This window comes from Mesorhizobium sp. CO1-1-7 (genome assembly GCF_020164885.1).
In the GTDB taxonomy this organism is placed as follows: domain Bacteria; phylum Pseudomonadota; class Alphaproteobacteria; order Rhizobiales; family Rhizobiaceae; genus Mesorhizobium; species Mesorhizobium australicum.
Map to the genome: position 1 here is coordinate 264,129 of NZ_JAIUHA010000007.1, position 21,230 is coordinate 285,358.

Genomic DNA, 21,230 nt, shown 5'->3' on the forward strand with positions numbered 1-21,230 from the left:
CGCAACAGGATCGCGCTTCGCGCGTGGAAAAATGACAAAAACCCTTCGCAAATCCCTTCGCAAATTCGCCATTGCCATCCCGCTTCTCGCCCTTGGCTTCTATTTCATCCCCATCCTGACGACGATCTTCATCGTCTGTGGTCTGATCGACGTGTTGCGCAACGACAGGAAGGATTTGCCGCTGTTCAGTGGCTACTTCCTTGGCAACGGGCTCTTCACCTGGTTGCTGTCGCCCTTCAACCTGCTGGTCGATCTCCTGTGCTATAGAAATCCGGGCGTGTGGACGCTGGAGCAGTTTCCCGCCGACTACCAGCGTGAGGTCAATGAGGTCCTTGATGTCTTCAAGGCGCGCAAGGATGAGATCATCGCCGACATCGACGCCAATTTCGGCGCCGGCCGGCGCGGCATGTATGTCTACCAGTGGTACGGCAAGCACAGGATCGACAACGTCGAGGAATTCAACAAGGATTTCAAATACATCAAGACAATTGCCGTTTCCGTCTTCAGCAAGCGCGAATCGACCTCCTGGCATTTCGGACCGCTGCGGCTCAGCCTGCGCATCCTCTACAATCTAATCCCGGTGAAAGCGGAGATTTTCGTCGAATGCGGCAACGTCAAGAACTACTGGTACGACAATCCGCAGTTCATTTTCGACGACACGCTGCTGCATCGCTCGGTCAACGAGTATGATGGCCGCCGCTATTGCGTGTTCATGGATATTATCAGGCCGTCCCCGGTGCCCCGCCTAATCGCTGGCATGCTTGCGGTCGTCTCGGTGAGCGTCGAGCGCATCAACTCGATGTTCTACAAGAACTGGAAGATGATTGGCTCGACAAAGCCAAAGAAGGTCGAAACCACCTAAGTTGAAGATCTGTCGATACTGCCGGCAGAGCCGGCAGTATCCTGAATGCGTCACGGCAGTGATTGCGCCACGAGTGATTGCGCTACGTGAGTTGGAAGCCCGGTTCTTGATAGGTCGACTATCTCTGCCATCCCGAAGCTGCGTCACCTCGCTCAAGGGATTGACGCCGGCGCCCTCGCGGGGGCAGTAACGTTCTATGTTCAATCTGCTTCTCGTAGCCGTCGGCGGCGGCATCGGCGCCGGCATCCGTCATCTGACCAGCATGGGCGCGCTGCGCCTCGTCGGTCCCAACTATCCCTGGGGCACGATGGCGATCAACATCTTCGGCTCGTTTGCGATGGGGCTGTTCATCGCCATCCTTGCGCGTCGCGGCGGGTCCAATGAGGTCAGGCTGTTCGTTGCCACCGGCATTCTCGGAGGCTTCACCACCTTCTCCGCCTTTTCGCTCGATTTCGCCGCCCTGTGGGAACGAGGCTCGACACTGCCGGCATTCGGATATGCGCTTGCCAGCGTCGTTGGCGCGATCATTGCCCTGTTTCTGGGACTTTGGCTCGCAAGAACCGTTTCATAATGTTATTGCCGCGCCAAGCGCAGGCCAAGAGCCCTGCTCGGGAAACGGATAAGCGAAGAAGACATGGCAGGCGTTGAACAGATCACTGTGGAGGCCGGCGAGGCGGGCATGCGGCTCGATCGCTGGTTCAAGACGCATTTCCCGGGCCTTGGCTTCGGCCATCTACAGAAGCTGCTGCGCTCCGGCCAGATCCGCGTCGATGGCGGCCGGGTCAAGGCCGACACCCGCGTCGAGCCGGGGCAGATGGTCCGCGTTCCGCCGCTCGAGGTGGACAAGAAGGGCGAGAGCGCGCTCACCGGCCACTCGATCCGCAACCAGGGCGACGCCGATGTGCTCGCCAAGATGCTGATCCACGAGGACCCAAAGGTCTTCGTCTTCAACAAGCCGGCGGGCCTCGCCGTTCAGGGCGGCTCCGGCGTTACCCGCAATGTCGACGACATGCTGGAAGCCTGGCGCAGCCAGAAAGGCGAGAAGCCGCGGCTGGTGCACCGGCTCGACCGCGACACGTCGGGCGTGCTGGTGGTGGCCCGCACCAGGCTGGCCGCGATGAAGCTTTCAGAGGCGTTCCGGGCGCGGGAAACCAAGAAGACCTACTGGGCGCTGGTCAAGGGCGTGCCGCCCAAGCGCGAGGACAAGATCTCGACCTGGCTGATCAAGGAGGCTACGCCGGACGGCGACCGCGTGCGCATTGCCGCGCATGGCGAAAAAGGCGCCGACCATGCCGTGTCCTATTATCGCATTATCGAGCAGGCGGCGCAGACCATGACCTGGCTGGAGATGGAACCTTATACCGGCCGCACACACCAGCTTCGCGTCCATGCCGCCCATATCGGCTGCCCGATCATCGGCGACCCGAAATACTTCGAGGCCGACACCAACTGGGATTTTCCTGGCGGCATACAAAACCGCCTGCATCTGCACGCGCGCCGCATCATTATCCCGCACCCGGACAAGGGCGTCATCGACGTCACCGCTCCGATGCCGCCGCATATGCGCCAGAGCTGGAACCTGATCGGCTTCGACGACGCCAGCGCGGAGGACTAACCGTGAGCGGCGCCACCGATGCGCTCGATCGGCGCGACGCGGTCGACATGGCCGCAGCCGCCATCATGGTCGGCCTGACCTTTTCCTGGGGGCTGAACTACGTCGCCGCCAAGATCTCCTATGCAGGCTATGATCCCGTCTTCCTATCGATCGCGCGTTCGGTCATCGGTGGTTTCTGCGTCTTTCTCTGGTGCTGCTGGCGCGGCATTGCGCTGTTCAGCAGGGATGGGACATTGCCGGCGGGCATTGCGGTCGGCGTGCTTTTCGGCGTTGAGTTCCTTTGTCTCTACGTTGGCCTGGAGCATACGACCGTGGCGCGCAATACGCTGCTGGTCAACTCAATGCCGTTCTGGATGCTGATCGGCGGCCATTTCCTGCTCGGCGAACAGATCACCATGCGCAAGTCCCTCGGCCTGCTGTTGGCCTTCGCCGGTCTTGCCACGGTCTTTTCCGACAAGCTCGGCGGTAGCGGAGACATGCTGTTCGGTGATCTCCTGAGCCTCGGTTCGGGGTTTTTCTGGGCACTGACCAATATCCTTATCAAACGATCAAAACTGGTCGAGGCGAGTGCGGAAAAACTGCTGCTCTATCAACTCGCCGGCGCGGCGATCGTTGGCATGATGGTGCTACCTCTTGCCGGCCCACCGGTGCGCGATCCGTCCCTGTTGCCGACATTGGCGCTGCTTTTCCAGGCGGTCTATATCGTCGCTTTCACCTATGTGCTCTGGTTCTGGCTGCTGCGCCGTTATCCGGCTTCAGGCTTGTCCAGCTTCACCTTCCTGTCGCCGGTCTTCGGTGTCCTGTGCGGTGCGATCATCTTGAACGAGCCGCTGACCATTCGCATTTTTCTTGCACTTGGCTTGATTGCGGCCGGCCTGATCATCGTCAACCGGCCGGCACGCAAGCTGATACCGGTGTAAGAAAGGCACTTCATGCGTGATATCCTCAACGACCTCGAAGCGGGCAAGTATCTTTCCGATCCGGATCCGGTGCGTCGCGCCCAGATCCAGATGAAGACGCCGCTGCCCAAGCGCTTCTATAAGGAGGTCTCGGTCGCGTCGGCGGAAGGTGGCTTTGCCGTCCATCTCGACGGCAAGCCGGTGCGCACGCCGGGCAAGGCAATGCTGGCGCTGCCGACCGAGGCGGCCGCGACGCTGGTTGCCGGCGAGTTCGCGGAACAGGGCGAGACGATCAATCCGATGACGATGCCGGTGATGCGGCTGGTCAACACCGCCATCGATGGCGTGGCCAGCGATCCGCAGGCGGTGCTGGAAGACATTCTGCGTTTTGCCTCGTCGGATCTGCTCTGTTATCGCGCCGATGCCCCGCAAGGGCTGGTCGAGCGGCAGAACGAGCGGTGGGATCCCGTCATCGACTGGGCTCGCGCAGCACTTGGGGCCCGTTTCAACCTTGCCGAGGGCATCATCCATGTCGAGCAGCCACGCGAAACCATTGCCGTGCTGGGCAGCCATCTGGCGCAACGCGCCGAACCGCTGCGCCTTGCCGCCATCCATGTCATGACATCGTTGACCGGCTCGGCATTGCTGGCGTTGGCGGTCGATTTCGGCGAGCTCGACGGCGAGGAGGCCTGGGCCGCCGGCCATGTCGATGAGGACTGGCAGATCGCACAGTGGGGACAGGACGCCGAAGCCGTCGCGCGCCGCGCCGCTCGCAAACGGGACATGATGGCCGCCGTCAGCTTGCTCGAAGCGCTGCGGGCCTGAGGGCTTCGCTCCGCCTTCGCACCGCACCTAATACGAAAGTCATAATCCCATCGTCGCGGTGCCCTTTCCCCGCCCTTTCTGCCATTTTTCCTGTGTTGGCTGCGTCTTTGAGTCCGCGTTCGGAGGAGAACGCGGACGTCGGCGCACAGCATCGAAGTCTCACGGGAGGATAGCTCTATGGCAATGGCATCGACCGCCGGCGGAACGAGCCGCGGCATGACGCGGGAGGAGAAGAAAGTCATCTTCGCTTCCTCGCTCGGCACTGTTTTCGAATGGTACGATTTCTATCTCTACGGCTCACTGGCGGCTTTCATCGGCTCGACCTTTTTCAGTCCGACCATTCCCGAGGCAACGCGCAACATCTTCGCGCTGCTGGCCTTTGCCGCAGGCTTCCTGGTTCGCCCGTTCGGCGCGCTGCTGTTCGGTCGCATCGGCGACCTCGTCGGCCGCAAATACACGTTCCTGGTCACAATGACGATCATGGGCCTGTCGACCTTCCTGGTCGGTCTGCTGCCCGGCTATGCAACCTTGGGCATCGCGGCTCCGGTGATCCTTATCGTCCTGCGCATGCTGCAGGGTTTGGCGCTGGGCGGCGAATATGGCGGCGCTGCGACCTATGTCGCCGAACATGCACCCGATGACCGCCGTGGCTTCTACACCTCATGGATCCAGACAACAGCGACGCTCGGCCTGTTCCTGTCGCTGATCGTCATCCTGATCGTACAGGGATCGCTGAGCAAGGAGACCTACGCCGCCTGGGGCTGGCGCATTCCGTTCATCGTCTCTTTCCTGCTGCTCGCCGTTTCGATCTGGATCCGGTTGTCACTCTCGGAGTCTCCGACCTTCCAGAAGATGAAGGACGAAGGCAAGGGCTCAAAGGCGCCGCTCTCGGAAGCCTTTGGTCAGTGGAAGAACGCCAAGATCGCGCTCCTGGCGCTGCTCGGCCTCACAGCCGGTCAGGCCGTGGTTTGGTACAACGGCCAGTTCTACGCGCTGTTCTTCCTGCAGAATGTGCTGAAGGTCGACGCGCAGTCGGTCAACATCATGATCGCCATCGCGCTGGCTATCGGCTCGATCTTCTTCGTCGTCTTCGGCTGGCTCTCCGACAAGATCGGCCGCAAGCCGATCATCATGGCTGGCCTTGCGCTGGCCATTGTCTGTACCTTCCCGCTGTTCAAGGCGTTGACCTGGGCCGCTAATCCGGCGCTCGCCAAGGCTCAGCAGAGCACTCGGGCAACGGTGACGGCAGCTCCCGGCGACTGCAAGTTCCAGTTCAATCCGGTCGGCACGGCGAAGTTCACGACGTCCTGCGACATCGCGACTTCGTTCCTGACCAAGAACTCGGTTCCCTATGAAGTGGTGTCGACGGCTGCGGCCGGGACGCCTGCGTCAGTCAAGATCGGTACAGAGACAGTGGCGTCCTACGATGCGGTCGCCGCCGGCGATCAGGCCAAGGCCAAGGACGCCGCCTTCGTCAAGGCAGTCAACATGTCCTTGCAGGACGGCGGCTATCCGTTGAAGCGAGGGGCGATCAAGGTCGCGGACCAGAAACTCGATGCCTTCATCGCAGCCAATCCTGAACTTAAGCTCGACGCAGCCGCCATCCGCGGCGGCGAAAAGGCAGCGGTGCCGACCGACCAGGCGGTTAAGGACAAGCTCTTGACCGCCGATGAGGCAGCGGGCGCCCCCGAGGTCACCGTCTACAACATACCGGGCGGCGGTGCCTTTGCCATGTTCGCCGATCCGGCGGCGGTTAACTGGCCGATGACGATCGGCATCCTGTTCATCCTGGTCCTGTTCGTGACCATGGTCTATGGGCCGATCGCGGCGATCCTTGTCGAGATGTTCCCGACTCGCATTCGGTACACGGGCATGTCATTGCCCTACCACATCGGCAACGGCTGGTTCGGCGGCCTGCTGCCGGCGACGGTGTTCGCGCTCAGCGCCTACAAGGGCGACATCTACTACGGTCTTTGGTATCCGGTGGTCATCGCGGCGATGACGCTGATCATCGGCATGATCTTCGTCAAGGACACGCTCGGCACCGACCTGCACGCCAAGGAATAGTCGGTAGGCCAGAACGAAAAGCCCGGCGCGAGCGATCGCGCCGGGCTTTTTTATTCAAGATCGACGTGGAAGGGTTCAGCCCTTCCGCTGCGGGTCTTCTTCCTCGACGGCGGCCTCGTGGTACCAGCCATCGAAATCGGCGTGCTCGCCGCGAAGCGCGGCAAGCTCTGCCGCGAATTTGGCCTTGGCGCCTAAATTTAAGGCAGACCTGCGCGCTGCCAGCGGGAACATCAGGATTTTCGCCGACGGACGCGATTGCGTGACTTGCATTGCCGGTCTCCCCGCTTTTTCAGGCGTTCGTTGATTCAGCTTTCACCAAAATAGGTCCTGCGATTCATTTAGGCAATATGCCTATGAAAAGATCATGATTTGCCTATGATTTAAGCAATATTGCTGCCTGGATCATCCGCAAGCATTGCTGAGGCGGCTCATTAAAATAATCGCCTGGGCACGATCATTTTGCCGCACCCTGCGAGAGCCGAGTGGCACACGAATTGCTTTTTATCCATCGGCAGGCCGGCCTGTTTCGGCCATGCATCGACATCCGCCTGCTTGCGGTGTCCAAGCAACGAGAGGCTCTAGAATGACCAAATACAAGCTCGAGTATATCTGGCTCGATGGATACACCCCGGTCCCGAATCTTCGCGGCAAGACGCAGATCAAGGAATTCGCTGAGTTCCCGACGCTCGAGCAGCTGCCGCTGTGGGGTTTCGACGGATCCTCGACGCAGCAGGCCGAGGGCCACAGCTCCGATTGCGTGCTGAAGCCGGTCGCGGTCTATCCCGATCCGGCCCGCACCAACGGCGTGCTCGTCATGTGCGAAGTCATGATGCCCGACGGCGTTACGCCGCATGCATCCAACAAGCGCGCCACCATCCTCGACGACGAAGGCGCCTGGTTCGGCTTCGAGCAGGAGTATTTCTTCTACAAGGACGGCCGTCCGCTCGGCTTCCCCGAGAGCGGCTATCCCGCACCGCAGGGGCCGTACTATACCGGCGTCGGCTATTCGAATGTCGGCTCCGTTGCGCGCCAGATCGTCGAGGAACATCTTGATCTCTGCCTCGCGGCCGGCATCAATCATGAAGGCATCAACGCCGAAGTGGCGAAGGGGCAGTGGGAGTTCCAGATTTTCGGCAAGGGTTCCAAAAAGGCCGCCGACCAGATGTGGATGGCCCGCTATCTGATGCAGCGCTTGACCGAAAAGTACGGCATCGACATCGAATACCACTGCAAGCCCCTCGGCGACACCGACTGGAACGGCTCGGGCATGCATGCCAATTTCTCGACCACCTATATGCGTGAAGTCGGCGGCAAGGCCTATTTCGAAGCGCTGATGGCGGCTTTCGACAAGAACCTGATGGACCACATCGCCGTCTACGGCCCGGACAACGACAAACGTCTGACCGGCAAGCACGAGACCGCGCCGTGGAACAGGTTCAGCTATGGCATCGCCGATCGCGGCGCCTCGATCCGCGTCCCGCATTCGTTCGTCAAGAACGATTACAAGGGCTATCTGGAAGACCGCCGTCCGAACTCGCAGGGCGACCCCTACCAGATCGCCTCACAGATCCTGAAGACGATCGCTTCGGTGCCGGCGAGCGCAGAGATTTCGGCCGCCGCCTGATCCGTTTTGCGGCGCGCTTCAATGCGCGGCAGATAGATGTTCTTGCAATACAGGCCTGGGCGGAAGCGCCCGGGCCTTTCTTCTTTACCGACCCGACATGACGCCACGCGCGGTCAGCGTCGTCACCGACTGCCCTGGAGCGGCGAATTCCCCCAAAAAAAGTCAGGTTGAAAAACAACGAGCGGTTTCACCGAAACGAGCGGCTTTGGCTGACGCTCCTTGCCGCTACTCGTCTCGTGCGGTTCCAAGTTTTCATTGAAAAAGCCCGGAAAACAGCCTGTTTCAGCTCGGTTCATGCGCGGCGGTCCTTTATATAAGCCACTGTTCATACATTGAAATCGGCGATTTATGCCTCCGTGTGGCGGCGTTGACAGGCTACGCCGCGGCATGCGTATTCGTGGCCTTGGGGTTACGCCAAGCGATGCTGTTCGAACGGGGCGGGGGTTTCGTGAACGACGGCATTGGCGGGGGCGCCGGACGAGCGGGCATTGCAGCCTGAGGCAGTGTGCCGCTCGCTCCTGGCGATTGATTGCGTCCCCGAAAAAGCAAGTTGACCATCGTTGCGTGGCTGGCCGCACGCAATCCATCGATGAGCCTTTGGATCAGCAAAAAGCCCTTGAAGGGGGAAAACCTTCAAGGGCCTTGAAACATTATTCGAGCGGAATCCTAGACCGAATAGTACATGTCGTACTCGACCGGATGCGGGGTCATTTCGAAGCGCATCACTTCGGCCATCTTGAGCTCGATATAGCTATCGATCTGGTCGTCGTCGAAGACGCCGCCGGCCTTCAGGAAGCCGCGGTCCTTGTCGAGGCTCTGGAGCGCTTCGCGCAGCGAACCGCAGACGGTCGGGATCTTCTTCAGTTCCTTCGGCGGCAGGTCGTAGAGATCCTTGTCCATCGGCTGTCCCGGATGGATCTTGTTCTTGATGCCGTCGAGACCTGCCATCAGCATGGCGGCGAAAGCGAGGTAGGGGTTCGCGCCCGGATCGGGGAAGCGGACTTCGACGCGCTTGGCCTTTGGTGAGCTGCCGAACGGGATGCGGCAGGAAGCCGAACGGTTGCGCGCCGAATAGGCAAGCAGCACCGGCGCCTCGTAGCCCGGCACCAGGCGCTTGTAGGAGTTGGTCAGCGGGTTGGTGAAGGCGTTGATCGCCTTGGCATGCTTGATGATGCCGCCGATGTAGAACAGGCAGCTCTCCGAAAGACCGGCATATTCATTGCCGGCGAAAGTCGGCTTGCCGCCTTTCCAGATCGACTGGTGAACGTGCATGCCCGAGCCGTTATCGCCGAAGATCGGCTTCGGCATGAAGGTGGCCGTCTTGCCATAGGCATTAGCGACCTGGTGCACGACGTACTTGTAGATCAGCATCTTGTCGGCGTTGCGGACAAGCGTGTCGAACTTGATGCCGAGCTCGTGCTGGGCGGCTGCCACCTCGTGGTGGTGCTTTTCGACGCGCACGCCCATTTCGGCGAGTACGGTCAGCATTTCGGAGCGCATGTCCTGCGCCGAATCGATCGGCGGCACCGGGAAATAGCCGCCCTTGATGCGCGGGCGGTGGCCGAGGTTGCCGGTCTCGTAATCGGTGTCGTCGTTCGACGGCAGTTCCGTCGAATCGAGCTTGAAGCCGGTGTTATACGGATCGGCCTTGTATTTCACGTCGTCGAACACGAAGAACTCGGCTTCCGGGCCGACATAGATGGTGTCGCCGATGCCTTCCGACTTCATGTAGGCCTCGGCCTTCTTGGCGGTGCCGCGCGGGTCGCGGTTGTAGGATTCGCCCGAGACCGGATCGAGAATGTCGCACAGGATGACCATGGTCGACTGCGCGAAGAACGGATCCATGTGGACGGTGTCCGGATCGGGCATCAGCACCATGTCGGACTCGTTGATGGCCTTCCAGCCGGCGATCGAGGAGCCGTCGAACATGACACCGTCGGCGAACATGTCTTCCTCGACCTCGACGACATCCATGGTGACGTGCTGCAGCTTGCCCTTCGGGTCGGTGAAGCGCAGGTCGACGAATTTCACGTCGTTGTCCTTGATCTGCTTCATGATGTCTTTGGCTGTCGTCATGTCATGTAATCCCTGTGTGCTGACGTTTTTTGATAGATGACGTTTCTTAGAGGATGGCCGGCTCGGATCAAACCGCGTCCATTCCGGTTTCGCCGGTGCGGATGCGCACCACTTCCTCGATGTTGGAGACGAAGATCTTGCCGTCGCCGATGCGGCCGGTCTGGGCCGCCTTGCGGATAGCCTCGATCGCGCCTTCCACGGCATCGTCGCCGAGCACGACCTCGATTTTCACCTTGGGCAGGAAGTCGACGACATATTCGGCGCCGCGGTAGAGTTCGGTATGACCCTTCTGGCGGCCGAAGCCTTTGGCCTCGGTCACGGTAATGCCTTGCAGTCCGGCCTCCTGAAGCGCTTCCTTCACTTCGTCCAGCTTGAATGGCTTGATGATCGCTTCGATCTTTTTCATGTAAAAAGTGGCCTCCACTGCCAAAAAAACGGGTTGTGAGCCCCCGCTTGCGCCTCAATCAAGCACGAACTGTGCCAGTCGGAGGGAACAGAAGCGGTGTCATACGATTTCAAAGTCATGTCACCCCCATATGCAAATTCGCGTCATTCGCTGCATCGGAAGCGGCATAGATGGCTGCAGCCTACCCGGCACGACTGTGCATGTCTGCCCAATATTCGGGCAAATTGCTCATCCTGCGGGCAGATCGGTGCCTGCAATCCTCGCGCCGATCGACGTGCTCATGACAGCGCCAACTCCTCCCCGTTTGCGTCGAGCCGAAAACTGGACAATGCTTGATCGAATGCGGATCGGCAATCCATGAGCCACGAACTTCTTACCTCCGCCGAGATGGGCGAGGCGGATCGGCTGACAATTGCAGCAGGTCCAACCGACGGCGTTGGATTGATGCGCCGTGCCGGGCAGGCCGTCGCGACCGAAGTGCTCAGCCGCTATCCCTCGGCAGCGCATGTCCATGTGTTATGCGGCCCGGGCAACAATGGCGGCGACGGTTATGTCGTCGCTCGCATTCTGGCCGGCAGCGGTGTCGCCACCACGGTCTGGACGTCTGGCCCGCCGAGGCCGGGTAGCGACGCGGCACTCGCCGCCGCGGAATGCGCCATCAAGCCCCGGCCGCTATCGGACTTTGATCCCGGTCCCCGCTCGATCGTGGTCGATGCGCTTTATGGGGCAGGGCTGTCCAAGCCGCTGTCCGGCGAAGCCGCCAGGGCGGTCGATCTGGCGGCCAAGCTGAACTTGCGGGTTGTCGCGGTCGACCTCCCTTCCGGCATTTCCGCCGACAGCGGCAAAGTGCTCGGAACGTCGTTTTCAGCAGACCTCACAGTGACCTTCGCGCGCAAGAAGCCCGGCCATCTGCTGCTGCCGGGCCGGGAAAGATGCGGCGAGATCGTGCTTGCCGATATCGGCATCGGGGCGGAGATCATCGCAACGCTGCAGCCCCGCACGTTCGAGAACGGACCAGCGCTTTGGCAGCGCGAATTGCCGGTGCCGGCCATCGATGCCCACAAATACAAGCGCGGTCATGTCGGCGTCTTTTCCGGCGGGCCGAGCGCCACCGGCGCGGCGCGGCTCTCAGCCCTTGCCGCTGCCCGAAGCGGGGCAGGGGCGGTGACGGTGCTGTCGCCGGGCAACGCCATGCAGGTCAATGCCGCGCACCTGACCTCGATCATGCTGCGCAAGGCCGACGAAGCTGCCGACATTGAAGCATTCGTCGGGGAGCGCCGGCCATCGGCCTTTGTTCTCGGGCCCGGCTTTGGCATTGGCGAAAAAACCCGGGCGTTCGCACTTGCGCTACTCGCGTCGGGCAAGCCGGCCGCGTCCACCGGAATTGACGGCCTGGTCTTCGACGCCGACGCGATCACCTCGTTTCGTGAGGCGCCGGATGTCTTGTTCGAAGCCGCCCGCAGGCCGGACGCGCCCGCGCTGGTGATGACACCGCACGAAGGCGAATTCGCCAGGCTGTTCGCAGATATCGCCGATGACAATGTCTCGTCCAAGCTGGACAAGGCACGCGCGGCGGCAGCGCGCGCCAATGCCGTCATCGTCTACAAGGGCGCCGACACGGTGGTCGCCGCTCCCGATGGCAGGGCGGCGATCAATTCCAACGGCGCGGCCTGGCTTGCCACCGCAGGATCGGGCGATGTGTTGTCCGGCATCACGACCGGACTGCTTGCCCAAGGCATGCCGGCTTTCGAAGCGGCCTGCGCGGCGGTCTGGATCCATGCCGAGACCGGCAGAAGGTTCGGACCGGGGTTGATCGCCGAGGATTTGCCGCTGGCGATGGTGCCGGTGCTGCGCGAACTGGTGGCTGCCGGAGGAGGGCGCTGTTCAACCGCACTTGAGCGATGACCTCGATGCCGTTCACAGCGGGATGTTGTCGTGCTTCTTCCAGGGGTTCTGGATATCCTTGTTGCGCAGCATGCGAAGCGCCCGGGCCATGCGGCGGCGGGTCGAATGCGGCATGATCACCTCGTCGACATAGCCGCGCTCGGCGGCCACGAAAGGCGACAGGAAGCGGTCTTCGTATGCCTTTGTATGGGCCGCGATCTTTTCGGCATCGCCGATGTCCTTGCGGTAGATGATCTCGACCGCGCCTCTCGCCCCCATGACGGCGATCTGCGCCGTCGGCCAGGCATAGTTCATGTCGCCGCGCAGATGTTTTGACGCCATCACATCATAGGCGCCGCCATAGGCCTTGCGGGTGATCACGGTGATCTTCGGCACGGTCGCCTCGGCATAGGCGAAAAGCAGCTTGGCGCCGTGCTTGATCAGCCCGCCATATTCCTGCGCCGTGCCCGGCAAGAAGCCTGGAACATCGACGAAGGTGACGATGGGAATAGAAAAACAGTCGCAGAAGCGCACGAAGCGCGCCGCCTTGCGGCTGGCGTCGGAATCGAGCACGCCGGCCAGCACCATCGGCTGGTTGGCGACAAAGCCGACGGTCCGGCCTTCGACCCGGCCGAAACCGGTCACGATGTTCTTGGCAAAACTCTGCTGGATCTCGAAGAAATCGCCCTCGTCGGCGACCTTCAGGATCAATTCCTTGATGTCGTAAGGCTTGTTGGCGTTGTCGGGGATCAGCCGGTCGAGCGACATGTCATGGTCGGTGACCGACTGGAAGCATTCGATCTCGGGGATCTCCGACGTGTTGGAAGCTGGCAACAGGTCGATCAGCCGCCGCATCTGCAGGAGCGCCTCGACGTCATTGTCATAGGCGCCGTCGGCGATCGAGGACTTCGTCGTGTGCACCGACGCGCCGCCGAGGCTCTCGGCGGTCACCGTCTCATTGGTTACGGTCTTCACCACGTCCGGTCCGGTGACGAACATGTAGGAGGTGTCGCGCACCATGAAGATGAAGTCGGTCATGGCGGGCGAATAGACGTCACCGCCGGCGCATGGGCCCATGATGACCGAAATCTGCGGAATGACGCCGGACGCAAGCACGTTGCGCTGAAAGATCTCGGCATAGCCGCCGAGGGCTGCCACGCCCTCCTGGATACGCGCCCCGCCGGCATCGTAGAGGCCGATGATTGGCGCACGGTTGCGCAGCGCCATCTCCTGCACCTTGATGACCTTCTCGGCATGGGCTTCCGACAGCGAACCGCCGAACACGGTGAAATCCTTGGCGAAGAGGTAAACGGGACGGCCATTGACCGTGCCCCAGCCGGTGACGACGCCATCGCCGGCGATCTTTGTCTTCTCCATGCCGAAATCGGTCGAGCGGTGCTCGACATACATGTCGAATTCCTCGAACGAGCCTTCGTCGAGAAACACTTCGATGCGTTCGCGCGCGGTGAGCTTGCCCTTCTTGTGCTGCGCATCGATACGGGCCTGGCCACCACCCATGCGGGCGATGTCGCGCCGCCGCTCGAGTTCCTTCAGCACGTCCTTCATCGTTCGATCCCCAAAATCGGAAGCTGCGTTTGTGGTAATGATGCCGGTCGGGGAGTGCAAGCGTCGGCTTTTTGGCTGGTTTTTGCTGCACCGCAACATTGCGCCCCTTGCATTCCAGGCCGAACTCAGCCATATGCAGCCCATAGGCGCTTGGGCCGGGAGATTCCGGCCTTCTCGACAAATGAGACTGGTTGCGTCTGTTTTCCCTCTTTCCGGTATATCGGCCCTCTTCCGATACATCACAAAGTGGCGAAAAAGCCCCGTGGCATGATGCCTGCGGGCACGACAGCGCAGCCGAGTGGACGCCCGCGTCCGCCCGCCTTGTCGTTTCATATAAAATTTTCGACGGCAGGTTGCGCCCTGCCGCCATTGACGTTTGCGGCCAGAGGCCGCGTGAAAGAAGATTATTTTGACCAACGAAAACACATTGCCCCGCAACGACACCGCGGAACTCTCCGGTTTCGCGGCGCTGGGAATTACCGGTGCGCTGCTCAAGGCCACCCACGATGCCGGCTTCGCCGAACCGAAGCCGATCCAGATGCAGGCGATCCCGCCGCAGCTGGAAGGCCGTGACATTTTCGGCATCGCCCAGACCGGCTCCGGCAAGACCGCTGCCTTCGCGCTGCCGATCCTGTCGAAGATCATCGCACTCGGCACCAAGCGGCGCGCCAAGACGACCCGGGCGCTCATCCTGGCGCCGACCCGCGAACTCGCGGTGCAAATCGAGGACACCATCAAGATCCTCGCCAAGGGCGCGCATGTCTCGACGGCACTCGTGCTGGGCGGTGTATCGCGCTTCAGCCAGGTGAAGAAGGTTGCTCCCGGCGTCGATATCCTCATCGCCACGCCCGGCCGGTTGACCGACCTGGTGCGCGAGGGCGACCTCATCCTCTCCGACACCAAATGGCTGGTGCTGGACGAGGGCGACCGCATGCTCGACATGGGCTTCATCAACGATGTCAAGCGCATCGCCAAGGCGACCGCGCCCGATCGTCAGACGGCGCTGTTCTCGGCCACCATGCCGGACGAGATCGCCGAACTCGCCAAGGGCCTCCTGAAGAACCCGGTCCGCATCGAGGTCTCGCCGCAAAGCACCGCGGCGGCAGAGATCGTCCAGGGCGTCGTCTTCGCCCGCACCAAGCAGAAGCGCCAGGTTCTGTCGACGATGCTCGCCGACGAAGCGATGAAGTCCGTCATCATCTTCTCGCGCACCAAGCATGGCGCGGACCGGGTGACCAAGGACCTCGAGCGCGACGGCTTCAAGGCCGCCGTCATTCACGGCAACAAGTCGCAGAATGCCCGTCAGAAGGCACTGAACGATTTCCGTGATGGATCGGTGCGCATTCTGGTCGCGACCGACATCGCCGCGCGCGGCATCGACGTGCCCGGCATCAGCCATGTCGTGAATTTCGACCTGCCGGACGAAGCCGAAAGCTATGTCCACCGTATCGGCCGCACCGGCCGCAACGGTATGGATGGCATCGCGATCACGCTCTGCGATCCTTCGGAGAACAGCAAGCTGCGTCAGGTCGAGCGCATCATCCGCACGAAGCTGCCAATCGTTGCCGACCATCTCGGCAGCCCCGATCCCGCACGCAATCCTGCGGAAAAGAACGAGCGCTTCGAACCTGCCAACGATCGCGACCGCAATGGCCGTCGCGACGGCAGGCGGCCGGGCGGCGAGAAGAAGCCGAACAACGGCTTCGGCAAGAAGCGTTTCGGCGACAAGCCGGCCTTTGCCGGTGAGCGCAAGCCGGAAGGTGCAAAACCCTTCAAGGGCAACAACAAGCGCCGCTTCGGCGGCAAGCGTCCGGCCGCACGGGCTGCCTAACGAAACCTCGCGGCAACCGGCCAGTTCCTAACGGTTGCCTGGTGCCGACTACGAATGAAACGGCGGCTGAACATTGCTTCAGCCGCCGTTTTGTCTTCGAACCTCACTTCGCCACCGCTTCGATCCAGACGGCAATCCGTTGCGCCAGGAATGCGGTGGTGGATGGCGATAGCGCGTCGCCGGCAATGACATGGTTGTCTGGATCGCCAGTGCTTTCGATGGGCACCAGCTCATGCGCGGCACCCCAGCGCGCGGCGATCTCACGCGTGCGGTCGGGTCGCACGACCTTGTCTATATCCGAGAAGATGAACAGGGCGGGAATGGTCGCCTTCTCCACCGGCGCGCCATAGGCAAGGTCGGTCAGCGCCTGCATCGGCATCGTCGCGGCGATCGGATATCTGGTGGTCCAGAATTTCTCATGCAGCGCGTTGCGCGGCGCGAAGCTGCGTTCCTTGCCGGCGACGAGTTCGGCGATCTGCTTGCCCCAGGGCATGGTCAGGATCTCGGCGCCGGATGCTTTCACGCCGAAATTGGGCGAGATGAATGCAATGGCCGCCACACCCTCGGATGCCCCGGGCTGCGTCGCTGCCCAGGCCGCCAGCGCGCCGCCGGTCGACGTCGAGATGACGATCACCTTGTCGCCGATTGCCCGGCCGATGGCGAGCGCCTCCTCATAGTCGTTGATCCAGGCGTTGACGCTGCCTTGCGTCATCGCCGCGCCGTCCTGCCCGTGGCCGGTGAGGCGGGTGTAGAACAGGTTGGCGTCGAGCTGGTCGGCCACGTCGTCGGGCAAGGGTCGGATCTCGCCCTTCGATGCGGAAAAGCCGTGGATGTAGACGATCGACAGCGGTGTCTTTGCGTGCACCATTGGGTTGGCCCAGACGATCTCCTTCTCCAGCCCGTCGCGGATACCGGGTACGGCAGCCTCCACTTTTGCCACATAGGCCTGTGGGTCGTCGCCGATGGCGGAAGGATCGAAATGGATCGTGGTGTCGACGGGTACGCGTGGACCCAGTAGGAAGGTCAGTGCAAGGACGGCGATCAGGCCCAGCACAGCAAGCACGATCCGTCGCCCCATCGCAGACTCCACGCAACAACATTCAAACTATGGTGGTGGCCATGAACAGGCAACGGCCGTTCAGGCGGCCAAGCCACCAATCCTGTGGGCATTATTTGTTGGGCGGTTTGCGCTCATAATGCAGCGGGCGCGCTTTCCAGCTGGTCGTCAGGCTGATCACCCATCGGCATAGCGGCCTTGGCAGCATGCCGAGAATTTTCAACGGCCAGCTCGTTCTGTACGGGAACGTCACTTCGAAGCCGCCGGATTTGATTCCCCGCACCATGCGGCGCGTCGCGCGGCCGACCGGCATCAGGCCAGGCATCGGCAGCATGTTCTTTTCGGTCAATGGCGTGTCGACAAAACCGGGGTTAATCACCTGGACGCGGATGTTCATCTTGTCGAAATCATATTTCAGCGACTCGGCCAGAATGTTGATAGCCGCCTTGGTACCGCCATAGGCCGCCGTGGTCGGCCAGCCGAAATAGGCGGTCACCGAGCCGACCAGAACGACATGCCCACGCGCGCGCACCCGCATATGCTCGACGACAGGCACCAGCCCATTGATGATGCCGAAATAGTTGACTTCGAAGGAGCGGCGGAAATCCTTGACGACGAGGGACTCTCCGGGTGTCGAGATGTAATTTCCGGCATTGAAGATGGCGAGCACGATCGGCCCGAGGTCGTTCTCGATCGCCGCCACCGTTCTTGCCATGCGCGGCTCGTCGGTGACGTCGCAGGGAAAGGACACGACTTTGCCCGGCATCTGCGCGGTCTCGACGATGAGCGTGTCGATCGGATCGTCGTCCAGCGCTGTCACAGCCACCGCATAGCCTTGTGACGCCAGATCCCTGGCCAGCGAGCGGCCAATGCCGCTGCTGCCGCCGGTGACCCAGGCTACGCCGTGTTTCGGATCGGCCCGATAGAGTGTCATGCTGCGCCCTGCCGAGTTGTTGATGTCTTGCTCTAGCGGTGGAGAAATCGAATGAAAAGAGTGCTTCTCGACGCCGGGTGCAAATGAACTGTCCGGTGTCCACCGGTCCCCGGCGACATCCATACACCGCAGCGCCGGAAATGCGACTGGACCAGACGAATTCTTGCCTTGAAACCGAAGCGTTGGGTTTCTAGGGTTTCGGCGCACGCATACAAGGAATCCCGAATGCCCCGTTCAGTGATCGACGCGATCGGCAACACGCCCCTGATCCGCCTCAACAAGGCTTCCGAAGAAACCGGCTGCGAGATCCTGGGCAAGGCCGAGTTCATGAATCCGGGGCAGTCGGTTAAGGATCGCGCCGGCCTGTTCATCATCCGTGATGCCGAACAACGCGGCCTGTTGCAGCCGGGCGGTGTCATCGTCGAGGGAACCGCCGGCAACACCGGCATTGGGCTGACGCTCGTCGCCAAGGCGCTGGGCTATCGCACTGTCATCGTCATTCCGGATACGCAGAGCCAGGAAAAGAAGGACACGATCAGGCTGCTGGGCGCCGAGCTGATCGAAGTGCCGGCCGTGCCTTACAGGAACCCCAACAACTACGTGAAACTGTCGGGACGGCTGGCGGAGCAGATGGCCAGGAGCGAACCGAACGGCGCGATCTGGGCCAACCAATTCGACAATGTCGCCAACCGCGATGGCCATATCCGCACCACGGCCGAGGAAATCTGGGCCCAGACCGGCGGCAAGGTCGACGGTTTTGTCTCGGCGGTGGGTTCGGGCGGAACGCTGGCCGGTGTCGGGCTCGGATTGAGGGCCAAGAGCAAAAACGTCAAGATCGCGCTCGCCGACCCTCTCGGCGCCGCGCTCTACAGTTTCTACACCAGCGGCGAGCTGAAGTCCGAAGGCAGTTCGATCACCGAAGGCATCGGGCAGGGGCGCATCACCGCCAATCTCGAAGGCTTCACGCCTGACTTCTCCTACCAGATCAGGGATGAGGACGCGCTGCCGATCGTCTTCGACCTGATCCAGGAGGAAGGCCTGTGCGTCGGCGGCTCGACCGGCATCAACATCGCCGGCGCGATGCGGCTGGCTGCGGAATTGGGTCCGGGCCACACCATCGTGACGATCCTTTGCGACTACGGGACGCGCTACCAGTCGAAGCTATTCAACCCCGAATTCCTGCGCGAAAAGCAACTGCCGGTACCAGGCTGGATGGAATTGCAGAGCAAGATTTCAGTGCCCTTCGAGAAGGTCACGTGATGGCGCACCGGACCGAAGCGCTGTTTCGCGACGACGCCTATCTCCGCACGGCGGATGCCACGGTCGTCGCCATCAATGAGCGCGGCGGCATCATCCTCGACCGGACGATCTTCTATGCCACTTCCGGCGGCCAGCCGGGCGATAGCGGCACGTTGGAGCGTGCCGACGGCAGCCGCGTCGCAATTGCCGCCACGATCACTGGCGAGACCAAGGACGAGATCATCCATGTGCCGTCACCGGAGCAGGCCTTGCCGGAGGTGGGCGAGACGGTGAAGCTCGCCATCGACTGGGAGCGCCGGCATCTGCTGATGCGCATGCACGCGGCTTGCCACCTGCTCACCGTTGTCTGCCCGTTCCCGATCACCGGGGCGGCGGTTTCCGAGGACGACAGCCGTGTCGATTTTGACATTCCAGACGCCAGCTTCACCAAGGAAGAGGTGACCGCCGGCATGATGGATCTGGTGCGGGCCGATCATCCCATCTTCACCAGGCTGATCAGCGACGAGGAATTGGCCGCGAATCCTGGCTTGGTGAAGTCCAAGAACGTCCGACCGCCTGTTGGCACCGGCAAGATCCGTCTGGTCTGCATCGGTGACAATGCCTCGGTGGACAGCCAGCCCTGCGGCGGCACCCATGTGAGGAGCACCGGCGAAATCGGCGAAATCCACATCGGCAAGATCGAAAAGAAGGGCCGGGAGAACAGGCGCTTCCGCATCCGCTTCGGCCCGATGCCGGCGAACTGAACAGACAGACACCATCAAAAGGCGGCAGGAGAAAAGAATGGCCGAAGACAGTCCTTTTACCGTCGATGCGGACTGGCTGCAGGAACGCCTCGGCCAGCCGGGCCTGACGATCATTGACGCCTCCTGGTATCTGCCTGCACAAAGGCGCGACGCGCGCGCCGAGTATGATGCGGCTCACATTCCTGGCGCCCGTTTCCTGGACCAGGACGCGGTTTCGGATCCTGACGCTGCCTTGCCGCATACACTGCCATCCCCGCAGCATTTCGCCCAATATGTCGGCGCGATGGGCGTTTCGGCCGATGATACCATCGTCGTCTATGATGGCCCGGGCTTTTTCTCCGCACCGCGGGCATGGTGGATGTTCCGGATCATGGGTGTCTTCCAGACCTATATTCTGGACGGCGGCTTTGATGGTTGGAAGGCGACCGGCCGGCCGGTAACGGCCGAGCCGACGAAGATCGCGCCAAGCGTCTTTCATGCCGATTTCGACGCCGGTCGCGTCGTCGGTCTGGCCGATATGCGCCGGATTGTCGATACAAAGACAGCACAGATCGCCGATGCCCGTGGGCCGGGCCGCTTCACCGGCAGCGAACCCGAGCCCCGCGCTGGCATCCGCTCCGGCCACATGCCGGGCGCGCGCAATGTGCCGTACTCCGCACTGTCGGAAAACGGCAGGCTGCTGCCGAAGGACCGTTTGCGCAAGGTGATAGAGGACGCCGGTATCGACCTATCCAAACCCGTGGTCACATCCTGCGGCTCCGGCGTCACCGCCGCGGTGGTCACGCTGGCGCTGGAGACGCTTGGCCATACCGACAACAGGCTTTATGACGGCTCATGGACCGAGTGGGGCGGATTGCCCAATACACCAGTCGTGACCGGCCCAGCGACCACCGGCCCTACAACGACCGGCCCAGCAACGACCGGCAAGGAATGAATTGATGGAAAACGGCGTGCTGCAGGACATTGAGGTCACGGTGACTTTTCTCGAAATGCATGCCCCACCGCCCGTCTCGCCGCCGGTACCCTACAACCGTCAGGTCGCACTTCTGAAGACCAGGGACATTCCCTTGCATTTCTATCGCTACCTGATGGACCGGGTGGGACGCAAATGGCACTGGGTGAATGTTCTGAGGCTGAATGACGATGAGCTGTCAGCCGGAATCCACCGCGAGGATCGCGACATCAGGGTGCTCTATCTCGACGGTGCGCCGGCCGGCTTCTTCGATCTCAAGCCGCATCTGCCCGAGGAAGTCGAACTCGCCTATTTCGGCATGATGGAACATGCCACCGGTCAAGGCATCGGTCGCTGGTTCCTTGGTTCGGCGATTGCCGCGGCATGGTCGTATGGGCCGAAAAGGGTGACGGTGCAGACCTGCACGCTCGACCACCCGGCCGCGCTACCGCTCTACCAGAAGCTCGGTTTCAAGCCGGTGGCGCAGAAGAAGGAAGTCGTGCATCCCCTGCCTTTCGCCGAGCGCTCGGCCAGCGTCATGCGGCCGTAAGTTCAGCCGGAATCTGCCGCCGCTTCGATGATTCATCAAGGGATTGTCGAACTGATTAGCCGATTAACGACTTCGTGCC

Annotated in this window: 19 protein-coding genes; 13 read left to right on the top strand and 6 right to left on the bottom strand. The window is 61.7% G+C overall.

Features of this window, described 5'->3' with window-relative positions; all coding sequences use genetic code 11:
• The first annotated feature begins 31 nt into the window (after window positions 1-31).
• The 6 genes from LB516_RS17540 (at window position 32) to LB516_RS17565 (ending at window position 6,268) form a co-directional block, all read left to right on the top strand.
• On the top strand, window positions 32-862 hold the full coding sequence (locus tag LB516_RS17540) for an aspartyl/asparaginyl beta-hydroxylase domain-containing protein (protein WP_224720067.1): 831 nt from the start codon (window positions 32-34) through the stop codon (window positions 860-862).
• A 196-nt stretch (window positions 863-1,058) separates the two neighbouring features.
• Window positions 1,059-1,433 (top strand): fluoride efflux transporter CrcB, encoded by a 375-nt coding sequence (gene crcB / locus LB516_RS17545; RefSeq protein ID WP_141907139.1) that lies wholly within the window; start codon window positions 1,059-1,061, stop codon window positions 1,431-1,433.
• Window positions 1,434-1,496: 63 nt separating this feature from the next.
• Complete coding sequence (locus LB516_RS17550; RefSeq protein WP_015317967.1) at window positions 1,497-2,477, top strand: RluA family pseudouridine synthase; 981 nt, start codon at window positions 1,497-1,499, stop codon at window positions 2,475-2,477.
• A gap of 47 nt (window positions 2,478-2,524) precedes the next feature.
• Entirely contained in the window at window positions 2,525-3,397 is an 873-nt protein-coding gene (locus LB516_RS17555) for a DMT family transporter (RefSeq protein ID WP_224720129.1), read from the top strand.
• A gap of 12 nt (window positions 3,398-3,409) precedes the next feature.
• Window positions 3,410-4,201 carry an ATP12 family chaperone protein gene (locus tag LB516_RS17560; RefSeq protein WP_015317965.1) on the top strand — a complete coding sequence of 264 codons (792 nt, stop codon included), beginning with the start codon at window positions 3,410-3,412 and terminating at the stop codon, window positions 4,199-4,201.
• Between the two features lie 177 nt (window positions 4,202-4,378).
• Entirely contained in the window at window positions 4,379-6,268 is a 1,890-nt protein-coding gene (locus LB516_RS17565; protein ID WP_015317964.1) for an MFS transporter, read from the top strand.
• A gap of 75 nt (window positions 6,269-6,343) precedes the next feature.
• Here the strand turns inward: LB516_RS17565 and LB516_RS17570 are convergent, their stop codons facing one another.
• Complete coding sequence (locus LB516_RS17570) at window positions 6,344-6,538, bottom strand: DUF2735 domain-containing protein (RefSeq protein WP_140664352.1); 195 nt, start codon at window positions 6,536-6,538, stop codon at window positions 6,344-6,346.
• Between the two features lie 313 nt (window positions 6,539-6,851).
• Here LB516_RS17570 and LB516_RS17575 point away from each other — a divergent pair, with 313 nt between their 5' ends.
• Window positions 6,852-7,892 (top strand): glutamine synthetase beta-grasp domain-containing protein, encoded by a 1,041-nt coding sequence (locus LB516_RS17575; RefSeq protein WP_015317962.1) that lies wholly within the window; start codon window positions 6,852-6,854, stop codon window positions 7,890-7,892.
• 666 nt (window positions 7,893-8,558) lie between these two features.
• Here LB516_RS17575 and glnA read toward each other — a convergent pair.
• The gene (glnA, locus tag LB516_RS17580) at window positions 8,559-9,968 is read right to left on the bottom strand and encodes a type I glutamate--ammonia ligase (protein ID WP_015317961.1); all 1,410 of its coding nucleotides are present in this window, start codon (window positions 9,966-9,968) and stop codon (window positions 8,559-8,561) included.
• A 67-nt stretch (window positions 9,969-10,035) separates the two neighbouring features.
• Window positions 10,036-10,374, bottom strand: a complete 339-nt coding sequence (locus tag LB516_RS17585) for a P-II family nitrogen regulator (protein ID WP_006205430.1) — start codon at window positions 10,372-10,374, stop codon at window positions 10,036-10,038.
• Between the two features lie 357 nt (window positions 10,375-10,731).
• On the opposite strand from LB516_RS17585, the gene LB516_RS17590 reads away from it, so the two are divergent.
• Window positions 10,732-12,279, top strand: a complete 1,548-nt coding sequence (locus tag LB516_RS17590) for an NAD(P)H-hydrate dehydratase (protein WP_224720069.1) — start codon at window positions 10,732-10,734, stop codon at window positions 12,277-12,279.
• Window positions 12,280-12,291: 12 nt separating this feature from the next.
• On the opposite strand, the gene LB516_RS17595 is transcribed toward LB516_RS17590, so the two are convergent.
• Window positions 12,292-13,824, bottom strand: a complete 1,533-nt coding sequence (locus LB516_RS17595; RefSeq protein ID WP_224720070.1) for an acyl-CoA carboxylase subunit beta — start codon at window positions 13,822-13,824, stop codon at window positions 12,292-12,294.
• Between the two features lie 409 nt (window positions 13,825-14,233).
• On the opposite strand from LB516_RS17595, the gene LB516_RS17600 reads away from it, so the two are divergent.
• Window positions 14,234-15,655 (top strand): DEAD/DEAH box helicase, encoded by a 1,422-nt coding sequence (locus tag LB516_RS17600; protein WP_224720071.1) that lies wholly within the window; start codon window positions 14,234-14,236, stop codon window positions 15,653-15,655.
• Between the two features lie 103 nt (window positions 15,656-15,758).
• Here the strand turns inward: LB516_RS17600 and LB516_RS17605 are convergent, their stop codons facing one another.
• Both LB516_RS17605 and LB516_RS17610 read right to left on the bottom strand, forming a co-directional pair.
• On the bottom strand, window positions 15,759-16,733 hold the full coding sequence (locus tag LB516_RS17605) for an alpha/beta hydrolase (RefSeq protein WP_224530752.1): 975 nt from the start codon (window positions 16,731-16,733) through the stop codon (window positions 15,759-15,761).
• A 91-nt stretch (window positions 16,734-16,824) separates the two neighbouring features.
• Window positions 16,825-17,646, bottom strand: a complete 822-nt coding sequence (locus tag LB516_RS17610) for an SDR family oxidoreductase (protein ID WP_140619562.1) — start codon at window positions 17,644-17,646, stop codon at window positions 16,825-16,827.
• Window positions 17,647-17,871: 225 nt separating this feature from the next.
• Between LB516_RS17610 and LB516_RS17615 the strand changes: the two genes are divergently transcribed.
• From LB516_RS17615 to LB516_RS17630, 4 genes are read left to right on the top strand one after another with little or no spacing between them, the layout of a single operon-like run.
• Entirely contained in the window at window positions 17,872-18,906 is a 1,035-nt protein-coding gene (locus tag LB516_RS17615; RefSeq protein ID WP_224720072.1) for a cysteine synthase A, read from the top strand.
• Window positions 18,906-19,649 (top strand): alanyl-tRNA editing protein, encoded by a 744-nt coding sequence (locus tag LB516_RS17620; protein WP_140664369.1) that lies wholly within the window; start codon window positions 18,906-18,908, stop codon window positions 19,647-19,649. The genes LB516_RS17615 and LB516_RS17620 overlap by 1 nt, the downstream gene beginning before the upstream one ends.
• 37 nt (window positions 19,650-19,686) lie before the next feature.
• Window positions 19,687-20,583, top strand: coding sequence for a 3-mercaptopyruvate sulfurtransferase (gene sseA / locus LB516_RS17625; RefSeq protein WP_015317953.1), 897 nt, complete (start codon window positions 19,687-19,689; stop codon window positions 20,581-20,583).
• Between the two features lie 4 nt (window positions 20,584-20,587).
• Window positions 20,588-21,151, top strand: coding sequence for a GNAT family N-acetyltransferase (locus LB516_RS17630; protein WP_015317952.1), 564 nt, complete (start codon window positions 20,588-20,590; stop codon window positions 21,149-21,151).
• The last annotated feature ends 79 nt before the right edge of the window (window positions 21,152-21,230 follow it).